This window comes from Chamaesiphon sp. VAR_69_metabat_338 (genome assembly GCF_031423935.1).
Taxonomy (GTDB): Bacteria; Cyanobacteriota; Cyanobacteriia; order Cyanobacteriales; family Chamaesiphonaceae; genus Chamaesiphon.
Genome location: NZ_JANPGM010000132.1, coordinates 1 through 14,922 on the forward strand (window position 1 = coordinate 1; position 14,922 = coordinate 14,922).

Annotated in this window: 18 protein-coding genes; 6 read left to right on the forward strand and 12 right to left on the reverse strand. The window is 47.6% G+C overall.

Features of this window, described 5'->3' with window-relative positions; all coding sequences use genetic code 11:
- A partial coding sequence (locus RMO84_RS03745; RefSeq protein ID WP_310487122.1) for an AMP-binding protein occupies nucleotides 1–1,138 on the forward strand: 1,138 nt, incomplete at its 5' end.
- Between the two features lie 14 nt (nucleotides 1,139–1,152).
- On the opposite strand, the gene RMO84_RS03750 is transcribed toward RMO84_RS03745, so the two are convergent.
- From RMO84_RS03750 to psb28, 3 genes are all read right to left on the reverse strand, one after another.
- On the reverse strand, nucleotides 1,153–1,620 hold the full coding sequence (locus tag RMO84_RS03750) for a hypothetical protein (RefSeq protein ID WP_310487123.1): 468 nt from the start codon (nucleotides 1,618–1,620) through the stop codon (nucleotides 1,153–1,155).
- Between the two features lie 79 nt (nucleotides 1,621–1,699).
- A complete protein-coding gene (locus RMO84_RS03755) occupies nucleotides 1,700–2,251 on the reverse strand; it encodes a MogA/MoaB family molybdenum cofactor biosynthesis protein (RefSeq protein ID WP_310487124.1) in 552 nt (183 codons plus the stop codon).
- On the reverse strand, nucleotides 2,211–2,561 hold the full coding sequence (psb28, locus tag RMO84_RS03760) for a photosystem II reaction center protein Psb28 (protein WP_310487126.1): 351 nt from the start codon (nucleotides 2,559–2,561) through the stop codon (nucleotides 2,211–2,213). Before psb28 ends, RMO84_RS03755 begins: the two co-directional genes overlap by 41 nt.
- A gap of 140 nt (nucleotides 2,562–2,701) precedes the next feature.
- Here psb28 and bioF point away from each other — a divergent pair, with 140 nt between their 5' ends.
- The 4 genes from bioF to RMO84_RS03780 all read left to right on the forward strand — a co-directional run bounded on the left by bioF (nucleotide 2,702) and on the right by RMO84_RS03780 (nucleotide 7,604).
- Complete coding sequence (gene bioF / locus RMO84_RS03765) at nucleotides 2,702–3,979, forward strand: 8-amino-7-oxononanoate synthase (RefSeq protein WP_310487128.1); 1,278 nt, start codon at nucleotides 2,702–2,704, stop codon at nucleotides 3,977–3,979.
- A 285-nt stretch (nucleotides 3,980–4,264) separates the two neighbouring features.
- On the forward strand, nucleotides 4,265–6,181 hold the full coding sequence (locus RMO84_RS03770; protein WP_310487130.1) for a hypothetical protein: 1,917 nt from the start codon (nucleotides 4,265–4,267) through the stop codon (nucleotides 6,179–6,181).
- 95 nt (nucleotides 6,182–6,276) lie between these two features.
- A complete protein-coding gene (gene gloB / locus RMO84_RS03775) occupies nucleotides 6,277–7,047 on the forward strand; it encodes a hydroxyacylglutathione hydrolase (RefSeq protein WP_310487131.1) in 771 nt (256 codons plus the stop codon).
- A gap of 113 nt (nucleotides 7,048–7,160) precedes the next feature.
- Nucleotides 7,161–7,604: a hypothetical protein gene (locus RMO84_RS03780; protein WP_310487132.1), complete on the forward strand. Its 444-nt coding sequence runs from the start codon at nucleotides 7,161–7,163 to the stop codon at nucleotides 7,602–7,604.
- Nucleotides 7,605–7,734: 130 nt separating this feature from the next.
- Here RMO84_RS03780 and queF read toward each other — a convergent pair whose 3' ends face one another.
- The 6 genes from queF to RMO84_RS03810 all read right to left on the reverse strand — a co-directional run bounded on the left by queF (nucleotide 7,735) and on the right by RMO84_RS03810 (nucleotide 11,510).
- The gene (gene queF / locus RMO84_RS03785) at nucleotides 7,735–8,142 is read right to left on the reverse strand and encodes a preQ(1) synthase (protein WP_310487133.1); all 408 of its coding nucleotides are present in this window, start codon (nucleotides 8,140–8,142) and stop codon (nucleotides 7,735–7,737) included.
- Nucleotides 8,143–8,280: 138 nt separating this feature from the next.
- Nucleotides 8,281–8,670 (reverse strand): hypothetical protein, encoded by a 390-nt coding sequence (locus RMO84_RS03790; RefSeq protein WP_310487134.1) that lies wholly within the window; start codon nucleotides 8,668–8,670, stop codon nucleotides 8,281–8,283.
- 192 nt (nucleotides 8,671–8,862) lie between these two features.
- Nucleotides 8,863–9,561 (reverse strand): lipase, encoded by a 699-nt coding sequence (locus RMO84_RS03795; protein WP_310487136.1) that lies wholly within the window; start codon nucleotides 9,559–9,561, stop codon nucleotides 8,863–8,865.
- A 29-nt stretch (nucleotides 9,562–9,590) separates the two neighbouring features.
- The gene (locus RMO84_RS03800) at nucleotides 9,591–9,950 is read right to left on the reverse strand and encodes a type II toxin-antitoxin system PemK/MazF family toxin (RefSeq protein ID WP_310487138.1); all 360 of its coding nucleotides are present in this window, start codon (nucleotides 9,948–9,950) and stop codon (nucleotides 9,591–9,593) included.
- Nucleotides 9,943–10,227 (reverse strand): hypothetical protein, encoded by a 285-nt coding sequence (locus tag RMO84_RS03805; protein ID WP_310487140.1) that lies wholly within the window; start codon nucleotides 10,225–10,227, stop codon nucleotides 9,943–9,945. Before RMO84_RS03805 ends, RMO84_RS03800 begins: the two co-directional genes overlap by 8 nt.
- A gap of 98 nt (nucleotides 10,228–10,325) precedes the next feature.
- The gene (locus RMO84_RS03810; RefSeq protein ID WP_310487141.1) at nucleotides 10,326–11,510 is read right to left on the reverse strand and encodes an NAD(P)H-quinone oxidoreductase subunit H; all 1,185 of its coding nucleotides are present in this window, start codon (nucleotides 11,508–11,510) and stop codon (nucleotides 10,326–10,328) included.
- Between the two features lie 226 nt (nucleotides 11,511–11,736).
- Here RMO84_RS03810 and RMO84_RS03815 point away from each other — a divergent pair, with 226 nt between their 5' ends.
- A complete protein-coding gene (locus tag RMO84_RS03815; RefSeq protein WP_310487142.1) occupies nucleotides 11,737–12,504 on the forward strand; it encodes an HAD-IA family hydrolase in 768 nt (255 codons plus the stop codon).
- 142 nt (nucleotides 12,505–12,646) lie between these two features.
- Here the strand turns inward: RMO84_RS03815 and RMO84_RS03820 are convergent, their stop codons facing one another.
- From RMO84_RS03820 to nblR, 3 genes are all read right to left on the reverse strand, one after another.
- A complete protein-coding gene (locus tag RMO84_RS03820) occupies nucleotides 12,647–12,841 on the reverse strand; it encodes a DUF2949 domain-containing protein (protein ID WP_310487143.1) in 195 nt (64 codons plus the stop codon).
- Between the two features lie 512 nt (nucleotides 12,842–13,353).
- Nucleotides 13,354–13,911: a DUF192 domain-containing protein gene (locus RMO84_RS03825; RefSeq protein WP_310487144.1), complete on the reverse strand. Its 558-nt coding sequence runs from the start codon at nucleotides 13,909–13,911 to the stop codon at nucleotides 13,354–13,356.
- Between the two features lie 246 nt (nucleotides 13,912–14,157).
- Nucleotides 14,158–14,835, reverse strand: a complete 678-nt coding sequence (nblR, locus tag RMO84_RS03830) for a response regulator transcription factor NblR (RefSeq protein WP_310487145.1) — start codon at nucleotides 14,833–14,835, stop codon at nucleotides 14,158–14,160.
- Nucleotides 14,836–14,922 lie beyond the last annotated feature (87 nt).

The following is a 14,922-nucleotide window of genomic DNA, read 5'->3' on the forward strand; positions in this document are numbered from 1 at the left end:
TGCCAATTTGATGGCAGGAACGCGACTGGGAATTCCCATCTTTTTGGGCAATCCGCGCTGGGGTACCCTGGAATGCGAGCAAGTTGCGAGGTTGACAGCGCAGGTGCAGCCACAGCATCAACACCTGATTCTGATTCCGACTGGCGGCTCGTCGGGAGAAATCAAATTTGTCACGCATACTTGGAAAACCTTGAGTGCTTCTGTCTGGGGATTTCAGGAGTTTTATGAGTTAGGAAGTATTAATAGTATCTGTACGTTGCCGTTGTACCATGTGAGTGGTTTGATGCAATTGTGTCGATCTCTGTTGACTGATGGTGAATTAGTGCCGATCGACTTTCACGAACTTTGCAATCAAGCCAGTGTGCAGATCGATAGGCTGGAAATAGATCGGTATTTTATCTCATTAGTACCGACACAATTGGCTAAATTATTAGATCTGGATCTGCACTGGTTGGCGCGGTTACAAACAATTTTAATCGGTGGTGCGCCGCCGAGTGTGGAACTATTAACTAGTGCGAGAACTGCGAAGTTACCGCTGGCTTTAACATACGGGATGACTGAGACAGCATCTCAAATTGCCAGTCTTAAACCTACAGAATTTTTAACTGGAAATAATAGTTGTGGTATTATTTTACCTCATGCCAAAATCAAATTTAATCCTATTCCCGATCGCGATTTAATACTAGAGAACCGCATCGCGCCACTAAAAATTCGAGCTAAATCGCTGATGTTAGGTTATTTTCCTAGCTTAGATTTCCCAACTTATTTCGAGCCTGATGATGTCGGGACATTCGATCGACAGGGGTATTTAACTATTTTAGGTCGCACTAGTAACAAGATTATTACAGGTGGTGAAAATGTCTTTCCGATCGAAGTTGTCAATGCAATTATGGCAACGGGTTTGGTGACAGATGTATGGGTGACAGGCGTACCCGATCGCTATTGGGGACAAGCAGTTACAGCTATTTATGTCTCTAAAGATATGTCTACTTCTGGCGATAGTTTAGCTAGCGCGATCGAGGAGAAGATTAGTAACTATAAAATCCCCAAACATTGGCTGCCAGTTGCAAGAATCCCCCGCAATCCACTCGGCAAGATCTTAGAGGTTGAAATTCGATCGCTGGTCGCACATCTTTAGATATCTAGATAGGCTCATTTGCGATCGCCAGTATTAATACATAGATCTTTTGTATTGCGGCTTGACAGATTTTTATTAGTAGCAGACGTATTGGTTTTAGTCGCAGTTGAGTCAGGAGATTGGTTAAACATTGCGGCAAGATCGGATGTCGGCAGACACAATGTTCGCGGTTCTGACAGAGCCGCATTAGTACTATTGACAATGTTAATAGATTCTTGCTGTAAACTCGCACCGATTGGTTCGATCGAAGACTCAGTGACAAATCGATCGAAATCGTCTGCGTATTTTTTAAGAGAATTTTTATCTAATTGCCAACTTTGACCGGCAAATTTAGTTTTAAGTTCTAGATCGTTATCCACTAGCAAGAGTACTTTGGCTCCGAATGTCCCGCTCGCTAATAAACAGATAACTGAGACTGAGAGCCAAGCGTTAGAGCTTTTCTTCGGCGGGATTTTTTTGTCGCTTTTGACAACAGGTTTCATCTTCAAGAGTGGGGACTTGGGGGTTTAAGGAGTTCAAAATCTCAAAAACATGCTACCACTCGCTGGTTTTAATCGATCGTCAAGATTGTAACTGAGTGACTAAATGAATGAGTTCGGGCAAAATTAGTTTTTCCATGCCCAGCCGTACGGCTCCTTGAGAGCCAGGGAGGGAGAAGACGAGGAGCTGTTGATATGTCCCGGCAATCGCGCGCGAACTCATCGCCCGCGAGCCGATTTCTTGGTAGCTCAGGAACCGAAAGATTTCCCCAAATCCAGGCAGGGTTTTGGTGAGGACGCTAGCAATTGCTTCGTAGGTGGTATCGCGAGCGGCAATGCCGGTGCCGCCATTGAAGAAGATCGCTTGCAAGGTTGGTACTGTCTCGATCGCAGTCGCTAACTCGGCTAGAATCTGGGTTGGTTCGTCAGGGATAATCTGATATTTGCCAATGCGATGTCCCGCAGCTTGTAACAATTGGCAAATTAAGCGACCGCTGCGATCGGTGTCCAGCGTCCGGGTATCGCTAATCGTCACGACCGCACAATCGATCTCGATCGCGCGATCGTCTGGATGGGGCTGAGATTGGCGATCTTCAGGCATCAGCTCCGTCAGCTTTAACAAAGCCCAGTCCATTGCTGGCAGAGTAACGTTCCATAAAGCGCATGAAGCGATCCCACTCTGCCGTAGAATTCATGATGTAAATTGCTTCTAAAGCTTCGGGTTTACCATTGACAAATTTGGCCTTGACTTCCCGCGTAATAATCTCACCTTCTTCGTCGATCATATACAAGCCAGTGACTTCTTCATTGACGTCATTGCCGAGAATCGCTGGTTTCTCAAAGTAAAATGAAGCTTTACCTTGTTCGCCTGTACGAGATTTGGTAAGTCGGACATCTGGCACGACAGGTTCGGTGGTGCCTCTGGAAAACTGGATTTCTGCCATGAATCAGCGTGGGTAATGTTATTCACATATATTAATCGATCGGGAGTTCTAAAATTTATTTGAATGAATCTGGGGGTAGAGAGTTGGGAGTTGGGAGCGAAAAGTGCGGTCTTGGGCTTTGCCATGCTTGGGTTCGTTCCATGGTCGGGGAACCCGACCGGACGAACTCCGCAAGCGGAGCACCTTTTCAAGACAGCGGGGAGCGGGGAGCGGGGAGTGGAGATCGAGTCGATCTTGCTCTAGATCCTTATGAATGGATCGATCGAGCGTTGGTGACGATAAAGCAGGCGGATTGGCATCGCTCGCCGCGCGTTATTGAGAGTTTACCCGGTACGGAAGTAGTTGTAGATGGCTGCGAATTACTCAATTTTGGGAGTAATGATTATTTAGGTTTGGCTGGGGACGAGCGGTTAATTGCGGCGGCAATTACGGCAACGCAGAGATTTGGGACGGGGGCAACGGGTTCGCGGTTGACGAGCGGACACAAGCAACTCCATCAAGATCTCGAAAACGCGATCGCGCGTTTAAAAGGCACTGAAGCTGCCTTAGTCTTTAGTTCGGGGTATCTGGCGAATTTGGGCACGATCGCCGCCTTAGCGGGCAAAAAAGACCTAGTTCTGAGCGATCGCGCCAACCATTCAAGCCTCAAAAATGGGGCGTTATTGAGCGGGGCAAAAACGATCGATTACCAGCATTGCGATCTGGGAGATTTACGCCAGCAATTAGAGTTACACCGCACCAATTATCGCCGCTGCACGATCGTTACCGACAGCGTGTTTAGTATGGATGGCGATATTTGCCCCCTTCCACAGTTGCTCGATCTAGCGCGGGAATACAATGCCATGCTGGCGATCGATGAAGCCCATGCCACGGGGGTTTTTGGGGCAACTGGGGCGGGGATTGTCGAGCATTTCGATCTGGTGGGACAACCCTTAATCGAAATGGGTACATTGAGTAAATCGATCGGTAGTTTGGGCGGTTATGTCGCGGGTAGTGCCAGCCTCATCGATTTTCTTAAAAATCGGTGTGCGAGCTGGATCTATACGACTGGACTATCTCCTGCCGACACAGCAGCAGCACTAGCTGCGATCGAGATAATTAGCACTACCCCTCAACTACGTCAGCAACTGTGGCAAAATGTGACATGCTTAAAGCAGCTTTTGACAGAGCGACTGCCCCAGTTGCCATTAATTCCATCTGCATCGCCAATTATCTGTATCGAGCTACCAGATGCTCGCACGGCACTAAACATCGGCTCTCAACTCCAACAAGCGGGGATTTTCGCGCCAGCAATCCGTCCGCCCACCGTCCCCACCAGTAGAATTAGACTATCGGTGATGGCTACACACCAAGCGTGGCAACTAGAGCGACTAGTTACCGCCATCGAGCGGATTCTCAGCTCCACCCAATTGAGTTAAGATAACGATCTAATTCCACCAAAAATCTAGCTAACAGTGCTCTCATGGAGCTAATTCGATCGAGATCGATCGACTCCTGAATTCATCAGCCGAGTGAATCAGACTGGCAAACTTCTAGTCTGCGAATAGGCTTGACAAAGTAAACCAAAAAAAATCACAATATTTTTCACAAAGTAGTGGTAATTTTAGGATTGTCCGACTAAATCGGATCTGCTAATTTCTGCCGATCGCTGCCAAAATGCTTCTGCCCCGCACCCAACTATTCTCTACCCTCTAATTCAAGTTTTGGCAAAACCAAACTCCCGCTTTGATTTTGAACAGGCAACCCAGGTAACTAAGCAATTAGTCAACCAAATGCCCTCATGGTTGCGACTATCGTTCATCCGAAGCTGGGTGTTCTGGGCAATTATTACCCTCGGTATTTCGGGCGGACTAGTTTATCTAGCTTTAGGCTTGCTGCTAAATCCCAAAGCAGTACCCAATTGCCCCGAAATCTTCGTGCCCATGTCCTCGGCATCCCTGCGCGTATATTGCGGTCAATTGGCAGCCAGTAAGCAAACTTTAAAAGATTTAGTCTCAGCACTCAATCTCGTCAAGGATGTCGCCCCTAACGATCCGACTCGTGGATATATCGATAGCAACGTCCAACGTTGGTCGCTGGCAATTTTGAGATTAGCCGAAGCTACTTATCAAGAAGGGAACTACGATGAAGCAGTCAACGCTGCCAAAAAAGTCCCCAAAAATATTCCGGCTTATAAAATTGTGTCCAAACGGTTGGGACAATGGCAAGAAACTTGGACGAAAGGAGTCGCACTCGATAAAGAAACTAGAGCATTACTCAATAGCTCGAAGTGGGTAAATGCTTATTCAGTAGCAGTGAAACTCACGCACTTGAATAATCGCTACTGGGCGACGACTAAATATCAAGAATTAGCCGACCTCGTCCAAATTGCCAAAGCGGATAGTGGCAAATTAGATGAGGCGCGGCAATTACTCAAAAATAATCCTTCCGTCAAATCACTACTGACAGCAGTAGAAATGGCCAATAAAATCGATCCGAAAAGTTTCGCGCATACCGAAGCTCAAACGATCGTTTCGACAGCAGCCAAACAGATGTTGAAATTGGCCAGAGTCAAGCTCGATAAACGCGACTGGAAAGGCGCGCTGGAAATTGCCAATCAGACCCCAGATGCCACCGAAACCAAAACCGAAGTCCAGGATCTAATTAGCTTTGCCGAAGCCCAATCTCACTCGGAAAGTGGCAGTATCTCGGAACTCGAAACATCTATCTCCTTGGTTCAAAGCATCAAAGCTAATAGTCCACTTTACCTGCGATCGCAGCAAGCCGCTGGCACCTGGCAACGAGAAATTCAGGATCTCGCCACGCTCCAGCACGCCCGCAGTCTAGCCAGTACTGGCACGGTGGTAGATCTCCAAGCTGCCATTACCGAAGTGCAACGGATTCCGGGCAACAACCCCCGTGGCAAAGAAGCTGCTGGGGTCGCAACCGATTGGCGCAAGCAAATTGAAACGGTTCAAGATACGCCGTATCTACGCACTGCTGAAACTTTAGCAGCCAGCGGTACCGTTCAAGGCGTCCAACAAGCGATCGCTCAACTCAACCAAATCCGCCCCGGACGCGCACTCTACGCCCAAGCGCAAGCGAAAAGCAAACAGTGGACAGCAGAGATTCAACGCGCCCAAGATGCCCCGATCCTCCAGCAAGCTGAAAGCCTAGCGGCGACTGGCGATCTGCGTGGTGCGATCGCGATGGCGCAACGGATTGGGGCCGGACGTGCGCTGTCTCCCCAACGAGATGAAAAGGTGGGCGATTGGCAAGCCCAACTCCAAGCAGCAAACAACCTCGCCGCCGCCCAAAAATTGGCCGATACGGGTACGCCAGAATCCCTCCTGGGCGCGATTAAAGCCGCCGCCCGCGTACCCAAAAGTTCATCCCTCCGCGCTCAGGCGCGACTGGCGATGGACAACTGGGGCAGTCAAATGTTAGAAGTCGCCCAAAGCACGGCCACCAGCGACCTGCGCCGCGCGATCGCGATCGCCAAAGCCATCCCCGAGAATACCTCTTCCTATGGTGCCGCCCAAAATCTGATTCAGCAGTGGCAAATGCAACTCACACCCCCTGTTAGTCCTAGCCCCTCGCCGAGTAATGGGGATAGTAATAACGGGGTTCTGGGGAATTAGGCTTTTGGAGCGGGGGTAAGACATCGTTAAGAGCTAGAAACCAGCGGCAGATCGGTTAAGTTAAAAGAGCGTAAGTTTATCCCACTCTGTTTGCTATGGAAATTATTCGGATTCCCGTTTTATCGGACAACTATATCTTTCTGATGCTCGATTTGGAGCGGAAAATTGCCGCAGTTGTCGATCCGGCGGAAGCGGCACCAGTACTCGCCGAACTAGCCCGTCAGCAAGTGCAATTGGTAGCGATTTTTAATACGCACCATCATGGCGATCATGTCGGCGGCAATCAAGAATTAATCGCCGCCTTTCCCGATGTTCGGGTCTATGGTGGTGCCGAAGATCGTGGGCGCATCCCCGGACAACAAGTATACTTAGTCGATGGCGATCGAGTCGAATTTGGCGAGCGGACTGGTGAAGTTTTCTTCATTCCCGGACATACCCGCGCGCACATTGCCTATTATTTCCCGCCTCAAAACGAAGAGGCTGGCGAGCTATTCTGTGGCGATACAATTTTTGCTGGCGGCTGCGGACGCTTATTTGAGGGGACTCCATCGCAAATGGTCGGTTCGATGACCAAACTGCGTCAGTTGCCCGATAACACCCGAATTTGGTGCGCCCACGAGTACACCCTGAGCAATCTCAAATTTGCCGTCACCGTCGATCCTGACAACCAAGAACTCCAGCAGCGACTAGTTGATGTTACCGCCGCACGGCAAGCTCTGATTCCCACCGTCCCCACATCGTTGGGAATTGAAAAACGCACCAATCCTTTCCTGCGTTGGGATACAGCCGCACTCCAAACCAGTGTTGCCAGCCGCGATCCTGTCGAAACCTTCGCGCGCATTCGCGGTCGTAAAGACCAATTCTAGCTAATTGGTGGCGAAGTTAGAGCGATCGAATATTTGTCTATCGATCGTGGTTAACACTTTGGCTAAATAAGCTAAGATGTGTTGTGTGTTGAGCGGCAGTGGAGCTGAAATTTGTGAAAGTGCAACGGGTAGCAATTATCGCGATCGCGATCGGGACGAGTTTTTTGACAACAAGCTGTAGCAGTGGCAAGGTGTCCCAATGCGCGGACATGATTAAAGTCATCAATCAAACAGTGATCGATACCAAGGATACTACTCAAGCTGGCACAAATCTCGACGTCCAAATTGTCGAAAAACTCGTGCAGGTTTTTGACAAAGCCAACAAGGATATGAATTCTGTCAATCTCAGCGACGAAAAACTCAAGACTTATAAAAGTCAGTTTTTGGCCATGTACCAAGGTGGCACTGAAATTAATAAGCAACTCATTAACAGCCTCAAGGAGCGCAAATCTACCAAAGTTCAGGAAGGTTTGCGCAAATCCAATAATATTTTCAGTCCCGAACGCGATCTGGCAACCGGACTAACTCAATACTGCAAAATACCTGAGAAGAAATAGAATCCGAGCGACTCGATCTAGATCGATAGTCAAGCTTGCTAAGACACAACCCCGACTTCTTGGAGAAGTCGGGGTTGTCGCGTCGCCGCAACTCTTACGAACCTAAAACCTAAAGCCTAAAACCTAATCCCTACTTCTCATGCTTGACTTCCACCACCATGTGGACATTTCCGCGTGGGGAAAAATCAGCTCTGACGGTAATCTGGTGGGGGTCGGCAGTTGCCACAAAATCATCTAAGATTTGATTGGCAGTTTCCTCGTGGGAAATGTAGCGATCGCGGTAGCTATTGATATATAGTTTCAGTGCCTTGAGTTCGACCACTTTTTGGTCGGGGACATAGCTAATCTCGATCGTTGCAAAATCAGGATAGCCAGAAAAAGGACACTTACAGGTAAACTCTGGCAAACTGATATCGACGTTGTAACGTCGCCCGATCCGAGGATTAGGAAACGTAATCAGTTCGCCATTAATAATTTCGCGTTCCCCATATTTCATTTCAATTGGGGTAGTCACAGATGCTGCATTTGCCTGAGTCATGACGATCGATCTGTTAGTTATTTATATTGGGGTAGTTTCTATTTAAGAGTCTAACTGTCTCGATCGCAACGCTGTTAACCCTGAGTCTGACAGAAACGCTACGTTACCACAGGCTCAGGGTAAGCGATCGACGATCGACTAGTTGAGATTGTTTTCGCCTTCCCAATCGGGACAAGTATCGGTATTACAACCATATGGATACATGCCACAAATCAAGAGATTACCGCCGAAGACAGTTCCATTATAGTTGATACAACCCATGCAGGCGGGATGTGTGGCCGGATCTGGCATCGGTCTGGTCGTTAGGGGGATATCCCACTGGAGCGGCGTGGATTCTTCAAATTCTAATTCTAATTCTTGCCAGATTTCGGTCAGCACTTCCTTCAGCTCGTCCCATTGCAGATTAAGGGTTTCAGCAGCTTCAGTAGTAACTTCTTCAACAAAATCTGTGAGTTCGCGACCAAATTCATCAAACAACGCGGTAAAATCTTTGAACGCGGCGGCGATTTCGTTTTGCCATTCTTCCATAGCGAACACCTAGTAATTGTTGCCCGATCTAACTAACTCTAGATTGTACTATTCTCCAAGGGAGATATGCGCACAACTCTCGATCTTTAGATCGGATTTATACCAAAGCTCAATTCTAGCATTCCCCACGAGCGCGCTGATTTTGCTATGACACTGAGATTTTTTCGCGAAGCTGACGATCTCAAATCGCCCTCAAACTAGATAACCGACCCACTGCGATAGTATCTCTGGGGAACCATACCACAGCCCAGGACTGCGCGGTGAGTGTTTCACGCCTTCAATGATGATATTCTTCGCCCCGTCTAAATGTGCGGCGGCGATCGCCGTAATCCCATCACCCCAGGTATTGCCCTCGCCACAAGTCTGTTGATAGCTACTATAAGCCAACCATTGACCGATTTTTTTGGCACCGTAAATTGACTTGCCAGCAACACAAATATACTGCACATCTGGATACATGGCTCCAGGATAGTTATCGTTGACAAAATCAAGATTTTTCTTCGTCCAGCGTTCGCCACTAATATGTGGAGTACCGAGGGTAATTAGGGTGGCAACTTTGGATTTAGCATCCCATAACTTAGCAGTTTCATCGACATCGCCATGAATGATATAGGGGATTTCACCGATGTAAATCCGACTAATCCAACCCCCAGCAGAATGCCCGATGAGATTAATTTGGGTAGCATGATTATCTGCTAAAGCAGCATTAACAGTTCGATCGAGTTGGCGCAAAATCGGCACCATCGATCGACCGCCAAGTGTCGGCAGCCAATCTCGTTTCCTTAGTGGTACTGTCGTCGTGGGTGTACCGAGCGCAGTTAGCGATTGTTGCAGCGGCAGATAGACATCAGCACTTTCGAGATAGCCAGGTAAAATAACTGTAGGTAGCATTAAATTAGTTAGCAGCTAAGTTGAGAAACTTAGGACTTTAGTTCGTAATCAGTACAAATAGTTAAACCAGTCAAAAGTTCTTCTAAAATTTCCGGTGATACCTGCCCTAATCGTTTGACAAATCGCTCGGTTGAAAGACTACGAATTTGTAAGATGTTTCCTGCGGAATCTACATCTAATCCATTATCTATATTGGCATCGATGCGCACCATAAAAGGTCGATCGCTAAACTTTGATTGCCAGCTTGTAATTGGGATGGCAATTTTTAGAGCAATTCGATCGAATAAATCAGAACTAACGACAACGGCGGGACGAGTTTTTTGAATTTCTTGACCTCTAGTCGGATTGAGATCTACTAGCCATACTTCGCCACGCTTGGCATTAGTCATCCTCAATCTCCCAATCTTCAATATCTAATTCAGAAAATGCTGTCAGTTCTGGATCTGTTGCGAAATCATTGGCGGTTGCGTCAATTGTCGATTGAAGATACTGATGCCGTTGTTCGATCGGGAGTTTTGCAAGCTGTCTGAGGGACAAACGAGGCTCTGGTAAGACTATCGCAAATTTCTGGCGCAGAAATTCAGTGAAGTTCAAAACTTCCTGCTGTTGTGTGGGCGATAATTGTCTTAAATTATTGAGGATGATTTGCTCGTAATCTCTAGTCATGTGCTAGCTCCAATGTTCGTGCTAATTGAATCGATCGAGCAATCCAAATTAGTCTTGGATTAGTCGATCGATAAATTAGCATAAATTTGTGGACTTAATTAGCGATCGACAGAACCCATAATAATATCCACACTACCCAAAATCGTCACGATATCGGCTACTTTCACGCCGCGTAACAGGTGAGGAATAATTTGAACGTTATTAAAGTCCGCCGCACGGATCTTCCACCGCCATGGGAAAACATTATCATCGCCGATAATAAAGATCCCTAACTCGCCTTTACCACTCTCGATCCGGACGTAATTTTCGCCTTTGGGAATCTTAAATGTTGGGGCAACTTTTTTGGTAATGTACTGATACTCCATCCCATCCCACTCGGATTTTGGCCCAGCCGCGAGCCGTTTGGCTTCGAGATTTTCATAGGAGCCACCAGGTAGAGCCGCGATCGCTTGGCGCAAGATCTTCACCGACTCGCGCATCTCCCGAATCCGCACGAAATAACGGGCTAGGCAGTCCCCAGCCGTCTCATAGTGGACTTCCCAATCAAAATCGTCATAGCACTCATATTTATCCACCTTGCGCAGATCCCACTTCACGCCAGAAGCACGCAGCATCGGGCCAGATAAGCCCCAGTTAATTGCTTCATCGCGACCGATGGTACCGACACCTTCGACCCGCCGCCGGAAGATCGGATTATTAGTGATCAGCTTTTCGTATTCATCGACTTTTGGCTCGAAATAGTCGCAGAAGTCCAGGCACTTGTCGATCCAACCATAGGGTAAATCTACGGCCACGCCACCGATCCGGAAATAGTTATTATTGACCATCCGATAGCCAGTCGCCGCTTCCCACAGATCGTAGATCATCTCCCGTTCGCGGAAGATATAGAAAAATGGCGTCTGCGCGCCGACATCGGCCATGAATGGGCCGAGCCACAGCAAATGGTTGGCAATCCGATTGAGTTCCAGCATGATCACGCGAATATGGCTGGCGCGTTTGGGCACGGGAATATTCGCTAATTTTTCAACCGCATTCACCGTTACCGCTTCATTAAACATCCCCGCTGCATAGTCCCAGCGGCTGACGTAGGGCACAAACATAATATTCGTGCGACTTTCGGCGATTTTCTCCATACCGCGATGGAGATAGCCGATGACCGGCTCGCAATCGACGACATCTTCACCATCGAGGGTGACAATCAGTCGCATCACCCCGTGCATCGATGGGTGGTGCGGCCCCATGTTCAGCACCATCGGTTCGGTTCTAGTTTCGAGTTGTGCCATATTCTCTATAAAATTGCCGCGTTCTAAAAGTAACTATTACTAATGGCGATCGCTTGCCACAGATGCCGAGGTATCGATATTTACCACAGATTTCTCTCCTTATATTATAAGGGTTTGGCACCGATCGCAGGCAAGAGTCAGCAGTCGCCAATCGCAATCGGCAGATCGGGGTGATAACATCACATATACGGTAGATTTGTTCGTAGAACTTAGGAAGGCGATCGGGATGAGCGGATTACAAGCACTAATTTTTGATGTCGATGGTACGCTGGCCGACACCGAGCGGGACGGACATCGGGTCGCATTCAATCAAGCTTTTGCCAATGCTGGTTTGGATTGGGATTGGTCGATCGAGTTATATGGCAAACTTTTGGCCGTGACTGGCGGGAAGGAGCGGATGCGCTTTTATCTGGACACCTATCGTCCCGACGTGCGGATGGAGGATGCGACGATTGCCGAGCTGCACAAGGCTAAAAATCAATATTACGCCCAGTTATTGGAGCGCGGTGGCATTCCCCTCCGGCCTGGAGTCAAGCGGCTTCTGGAGGCTGCTAGAGCTGCCAATCTGCGACTGGCGATTTCGACAACCACGACTCCTGAGAATGTGTTCGCGCTCTTAGCCAATAATATCGATGCTAACTGGTTTGAAGTCATTGCGGCTGGCGATATCGTCCCCAAGAAGAAACCCGCTCCAGACATCTACGAATACGTACTGGCGCAGATGAATTTACCAGCAGCCAATTGTCTGGCATTTGAAGACTCCGAAAATGGTCTGATTTCTGCTCTAGGTGCAGGCATCGAGACGATCGTCACGATTAATGATTACACCCAAAATCATCGATTCGTTGGTGTAGCCTCGGCTTTGCCGAATCGCGCCAAACTAGTACTATCCGATCTCGGCGAACCCGACCGTCCTTGCCAAATTATCGCGGGGGATACTCAAGGTGCTACCCATGTCGATATTCCCCTCCTAACCAGATTGCTCGCATCCTAACATCGATCGAATCTGTCAAATTTTTTAAAAACCATGTAAAAAGCTCCAAGTTAGAACTTGGAGCTTTTTTAGTTTGAGTTTTAACTTGGAGCTAATGGATAGCGATTTTAGCTATCCATTATCAACGATCGACGCTCGATTCCTAAGTTGCGTCCATCCAGTCATAGATCCGATCGAGTTGCTCGATCGTTACCAGACCGTATTGCCATAAAATCATCGGCAAAGGGCCTGGGTTGTGTTCTAGCTGCTTGAGACCGATCGCCATCGACGATGCCGAAATTGCTAGATCGTCTTGTAAGAAGCGAATTAATTTTGTTAAATGTGTAGATGCAATCATTGCCGTACCTCCGGCTGAATATTAAAACGTATTTATTAAAAAAATCGGAAAACCGGCACTTTTAGCCAACGATTCCGAGCGGCGTGTTGGTGACAATAAAGACACTAACTTAGATATTCACCAGTCTCGACCTAAATTACACAAATATGCAAATTGAGATTTGAGTTGATGTTGCAGCCAGTTACAAATGTTCTGGTGGAACGAGTAGCACAATTGGAACAGAATCGAATGCGATCGTGAGATCGAAAGTAGTTTCTATGTCTAATTGGGCGGAACTTACTAAAAATGATGCAGTAGATTTAGTAGTATCGCTCTAACAGTTTCATTTGCCAGGGGAGAAAAATTGATAACTGGCAGTAACAAACATTTAATCCTGTTAACATCGATTTGAAATCCGTAGAAACACTGACTCTTTTTAAAAGCGAGATCGGTGTCTCAGTAGTATCTTTGGTATTATTATTATTAGCAATGGATCCTAACATTGCTAATGACGCTTATCTAAAGATCCAGGTTTATTTCAGTATTTTGGCTGAGTATTTATCGATTGTTAAGCGATCGCCAACTTTAATTTTCAGTTCTGCGGCTCTACCCGCCCGCAATTCGATGACGTTATCGATTTTAACTTGGGACTGAGGGCCATATCCAGGACAGTCGGCCACCTTGCAGGGGGGCACATTAGCACTGATATGTCTGACTACGCCATTAGACATAAATACCATGTCTAGGGGAATCAGGGTGTTTTTCATCCAAAAACTGGCCGGACGTGCGGGAGCAAAGACAAATAACATCCCCCGATCGGCAGCTAGACTCGTGCGAGACATCAGACCTGTAGATTGCTCCTCAGGGGTGCGAGCCACTTCTAAGAGGATAGTTTGCCCTTGAGTGGTAAATCGAGCACTTAACGGCAATTTTTGACCTTGCTGAGTAGATTGGAGATCGGCTCTCGATCGGGTAATGGCTGAATCTCGGTGCAAAAATGGTGATGCCGATCGGACGGGGAGAGCGAAACTCCAAAGCAAGACCCCCGCCATGCCAATAGTAATGCCAAATTTAAGTTGCTGTCGAGTCACGATGCTTGAGGGGATATGGATTTGAGGGTTAAGCTTTGAGGATGACAAATCGTTGCCCTCGTCTCGACGTTGAATGGTGAATCCTACTCCTGACGATTGGGACGAGCGAGTCATTAATTTTGTTTCCAAATTAATTCAATCGCGGATCTGCTGCATGTTCGTTGCCTTGTGTGGTGGTTATTGCCGATCGACAGCACCGCACCATAATAGTACATTAGTTTCATCACTGTCAATAATTATCGTAATTTAATCCCGCAACACGTAGCCAACACCACGCACCGTCTGAATCAGTCGTTTGCCACCATCTTTTTCTAGCTTGAGGCGGAGATAGCGGACATAGACTTCGATAACATTGGATTCGCCGAGGAAATCATAGCCCCAGACATTTTCCAAGATCTGTTCTCTAGTGAGTTCTGTTTCGGGATGGGACATCAAATAGCGCAACAGTTCAAATTCTTTGACTGTCAAATCGATCGTCCGATCGTTCCGAGCTACGCGATGGGTGACAAAATCCAAGACGAGATCGCCAAATCGCAATTGTTCGCCCGGAATAACATTTGAATGCAGATATAACCCGATCGCGTGTAAAAACTTGGGTGCCTGATAGGGCTTGAGGAAGTAGTCATCCGCGCCAGATTCCAGACACACGATCCGATCGGCGATCGAGTCATGGGACATTAACAGTAAAATTGGTACCGTACAACCCAAGTCTCGCAGTTGGGGGACTAAGGCGAGGGCTGAGTCTCCAGGTAAAGCTCGATCGATCGCAATCAATGACGGGTGTAATTTTTTAGCATATTCGAGTCCGCTGCGGGCATTTTCAGCGATCGCAACTTGATAACCAGCCTCAATCAGATCTGTGCCGATCTTCTGTGCTAGCACCGAATCATTTTCGACGAGGATGATGGGGGAGTTTTCTGCCATGAATTAGGGAATAGGGAATAGGGATTAGGGAATAGGGATTAGGGATTAGGGATTAGGGATTAGGGATTAGGGATTAGGGATTAGGGA

Excerpts from the sequence above, each read along its gene's own strand:
- RMO84_RS03820 (WP_310487143.1), bottom strand. The coding sequence starts at position 12,841 with ATGATTGCATCTACACATTTAACAAAATTAATTCGCTTCTTACAAGAC.
- bioF (WP_310487128.1), top strand. The coding sequence starts at position 2,702 with ATGGTCGGGGAACCCGACCGGACGAACTCCGCAAGCGGAGCACCTTTT.
- nblR (WP_310487145.1), bottom strand. The coding sequence starts at position 14,835 with ATGGCAGAAAACTCCCCCATCATCCTCGTCGAAAATGATTCGGTGCTA.
- RMO84_RS03750 (WP_310487123.1), bottom strand. The coding sequence starts at position 1,620 with ATGAAACCTGTTGTCAAAAGCGACAAAAAAATCCCGCCGAAGAAAAGC.
- RMO84_RS03795 (WP_310487136.1), bottom strand. The coding sequence starts at position 9,561 with ATGCTACCTACAGTTATTTTACCTGGCTATCTCGAAAGTGCTGATGTC.
- RMO84_RS03755 (WP_310487124.1), bottom strand. The coding sequence starts at position 2,251 with ATGGACTGGGCTTTGTTAAAGCTGACGGAGCTGATGCCTGAAGATCGC.
- queF (WP_310487133.1), bottom strand. The coding sequence starts at position 8,142 with ATGACTCAGGCAAATGCAGCATCTGTGACTACCCCAATTGAAATGAAA.
- RMO84_RS03800 (WP_310487138.1), bottom strand. The coding sequence starts at position 9,950 with ATGACTAATGCCAAGCGTGGCGAAGTATGGCTAGTAGATCTCAATCCG.
- RMO84_RS03815 (WP_310487142.1), top strand. The coding sequence starts at position 11,737 with ATGAGCGGATTACAAGCACTAATTTTTGATGTCGATGGTACGCTGGCC.
- RMO84_RS03805 (WP_310487140.1), bottom strand. The coding sequence starts at position 10,227 with ATGACTAGAGATTACGAGCAAATCATCCTCAATAATTTAAGACAATTA.
- RMO84_RS03790 (WP_310487134.1), bottom strand. The coding sequence starts at position 8,670 with ATGGAAGAATGGCAAAACGAAATCGCCGCCGCGTTCAAAGATTTTACC.
- psb28 (WP_310487126.1), bottom strand. The coding sequence starts at position 2,561 with ATGGCAGAAATCCAGTTTTCCAGAGGCACCACCGAACCTGTCGTGCCA.
- gloB (WP_310487131.1), top strand. The coding sequence starts at position 6,277 with ATGGAAATTATTCGGATTCCCGTTTTATCGGACAACTATATCTTTCTG.
- RMO84_RS03810 (WP_310487141.1), bottom strand. The coding sequence starts at position 11,510 with ATGGCACAACTCGAAACTAGAACCGAACCGATGGTGCTGAACATGGGG.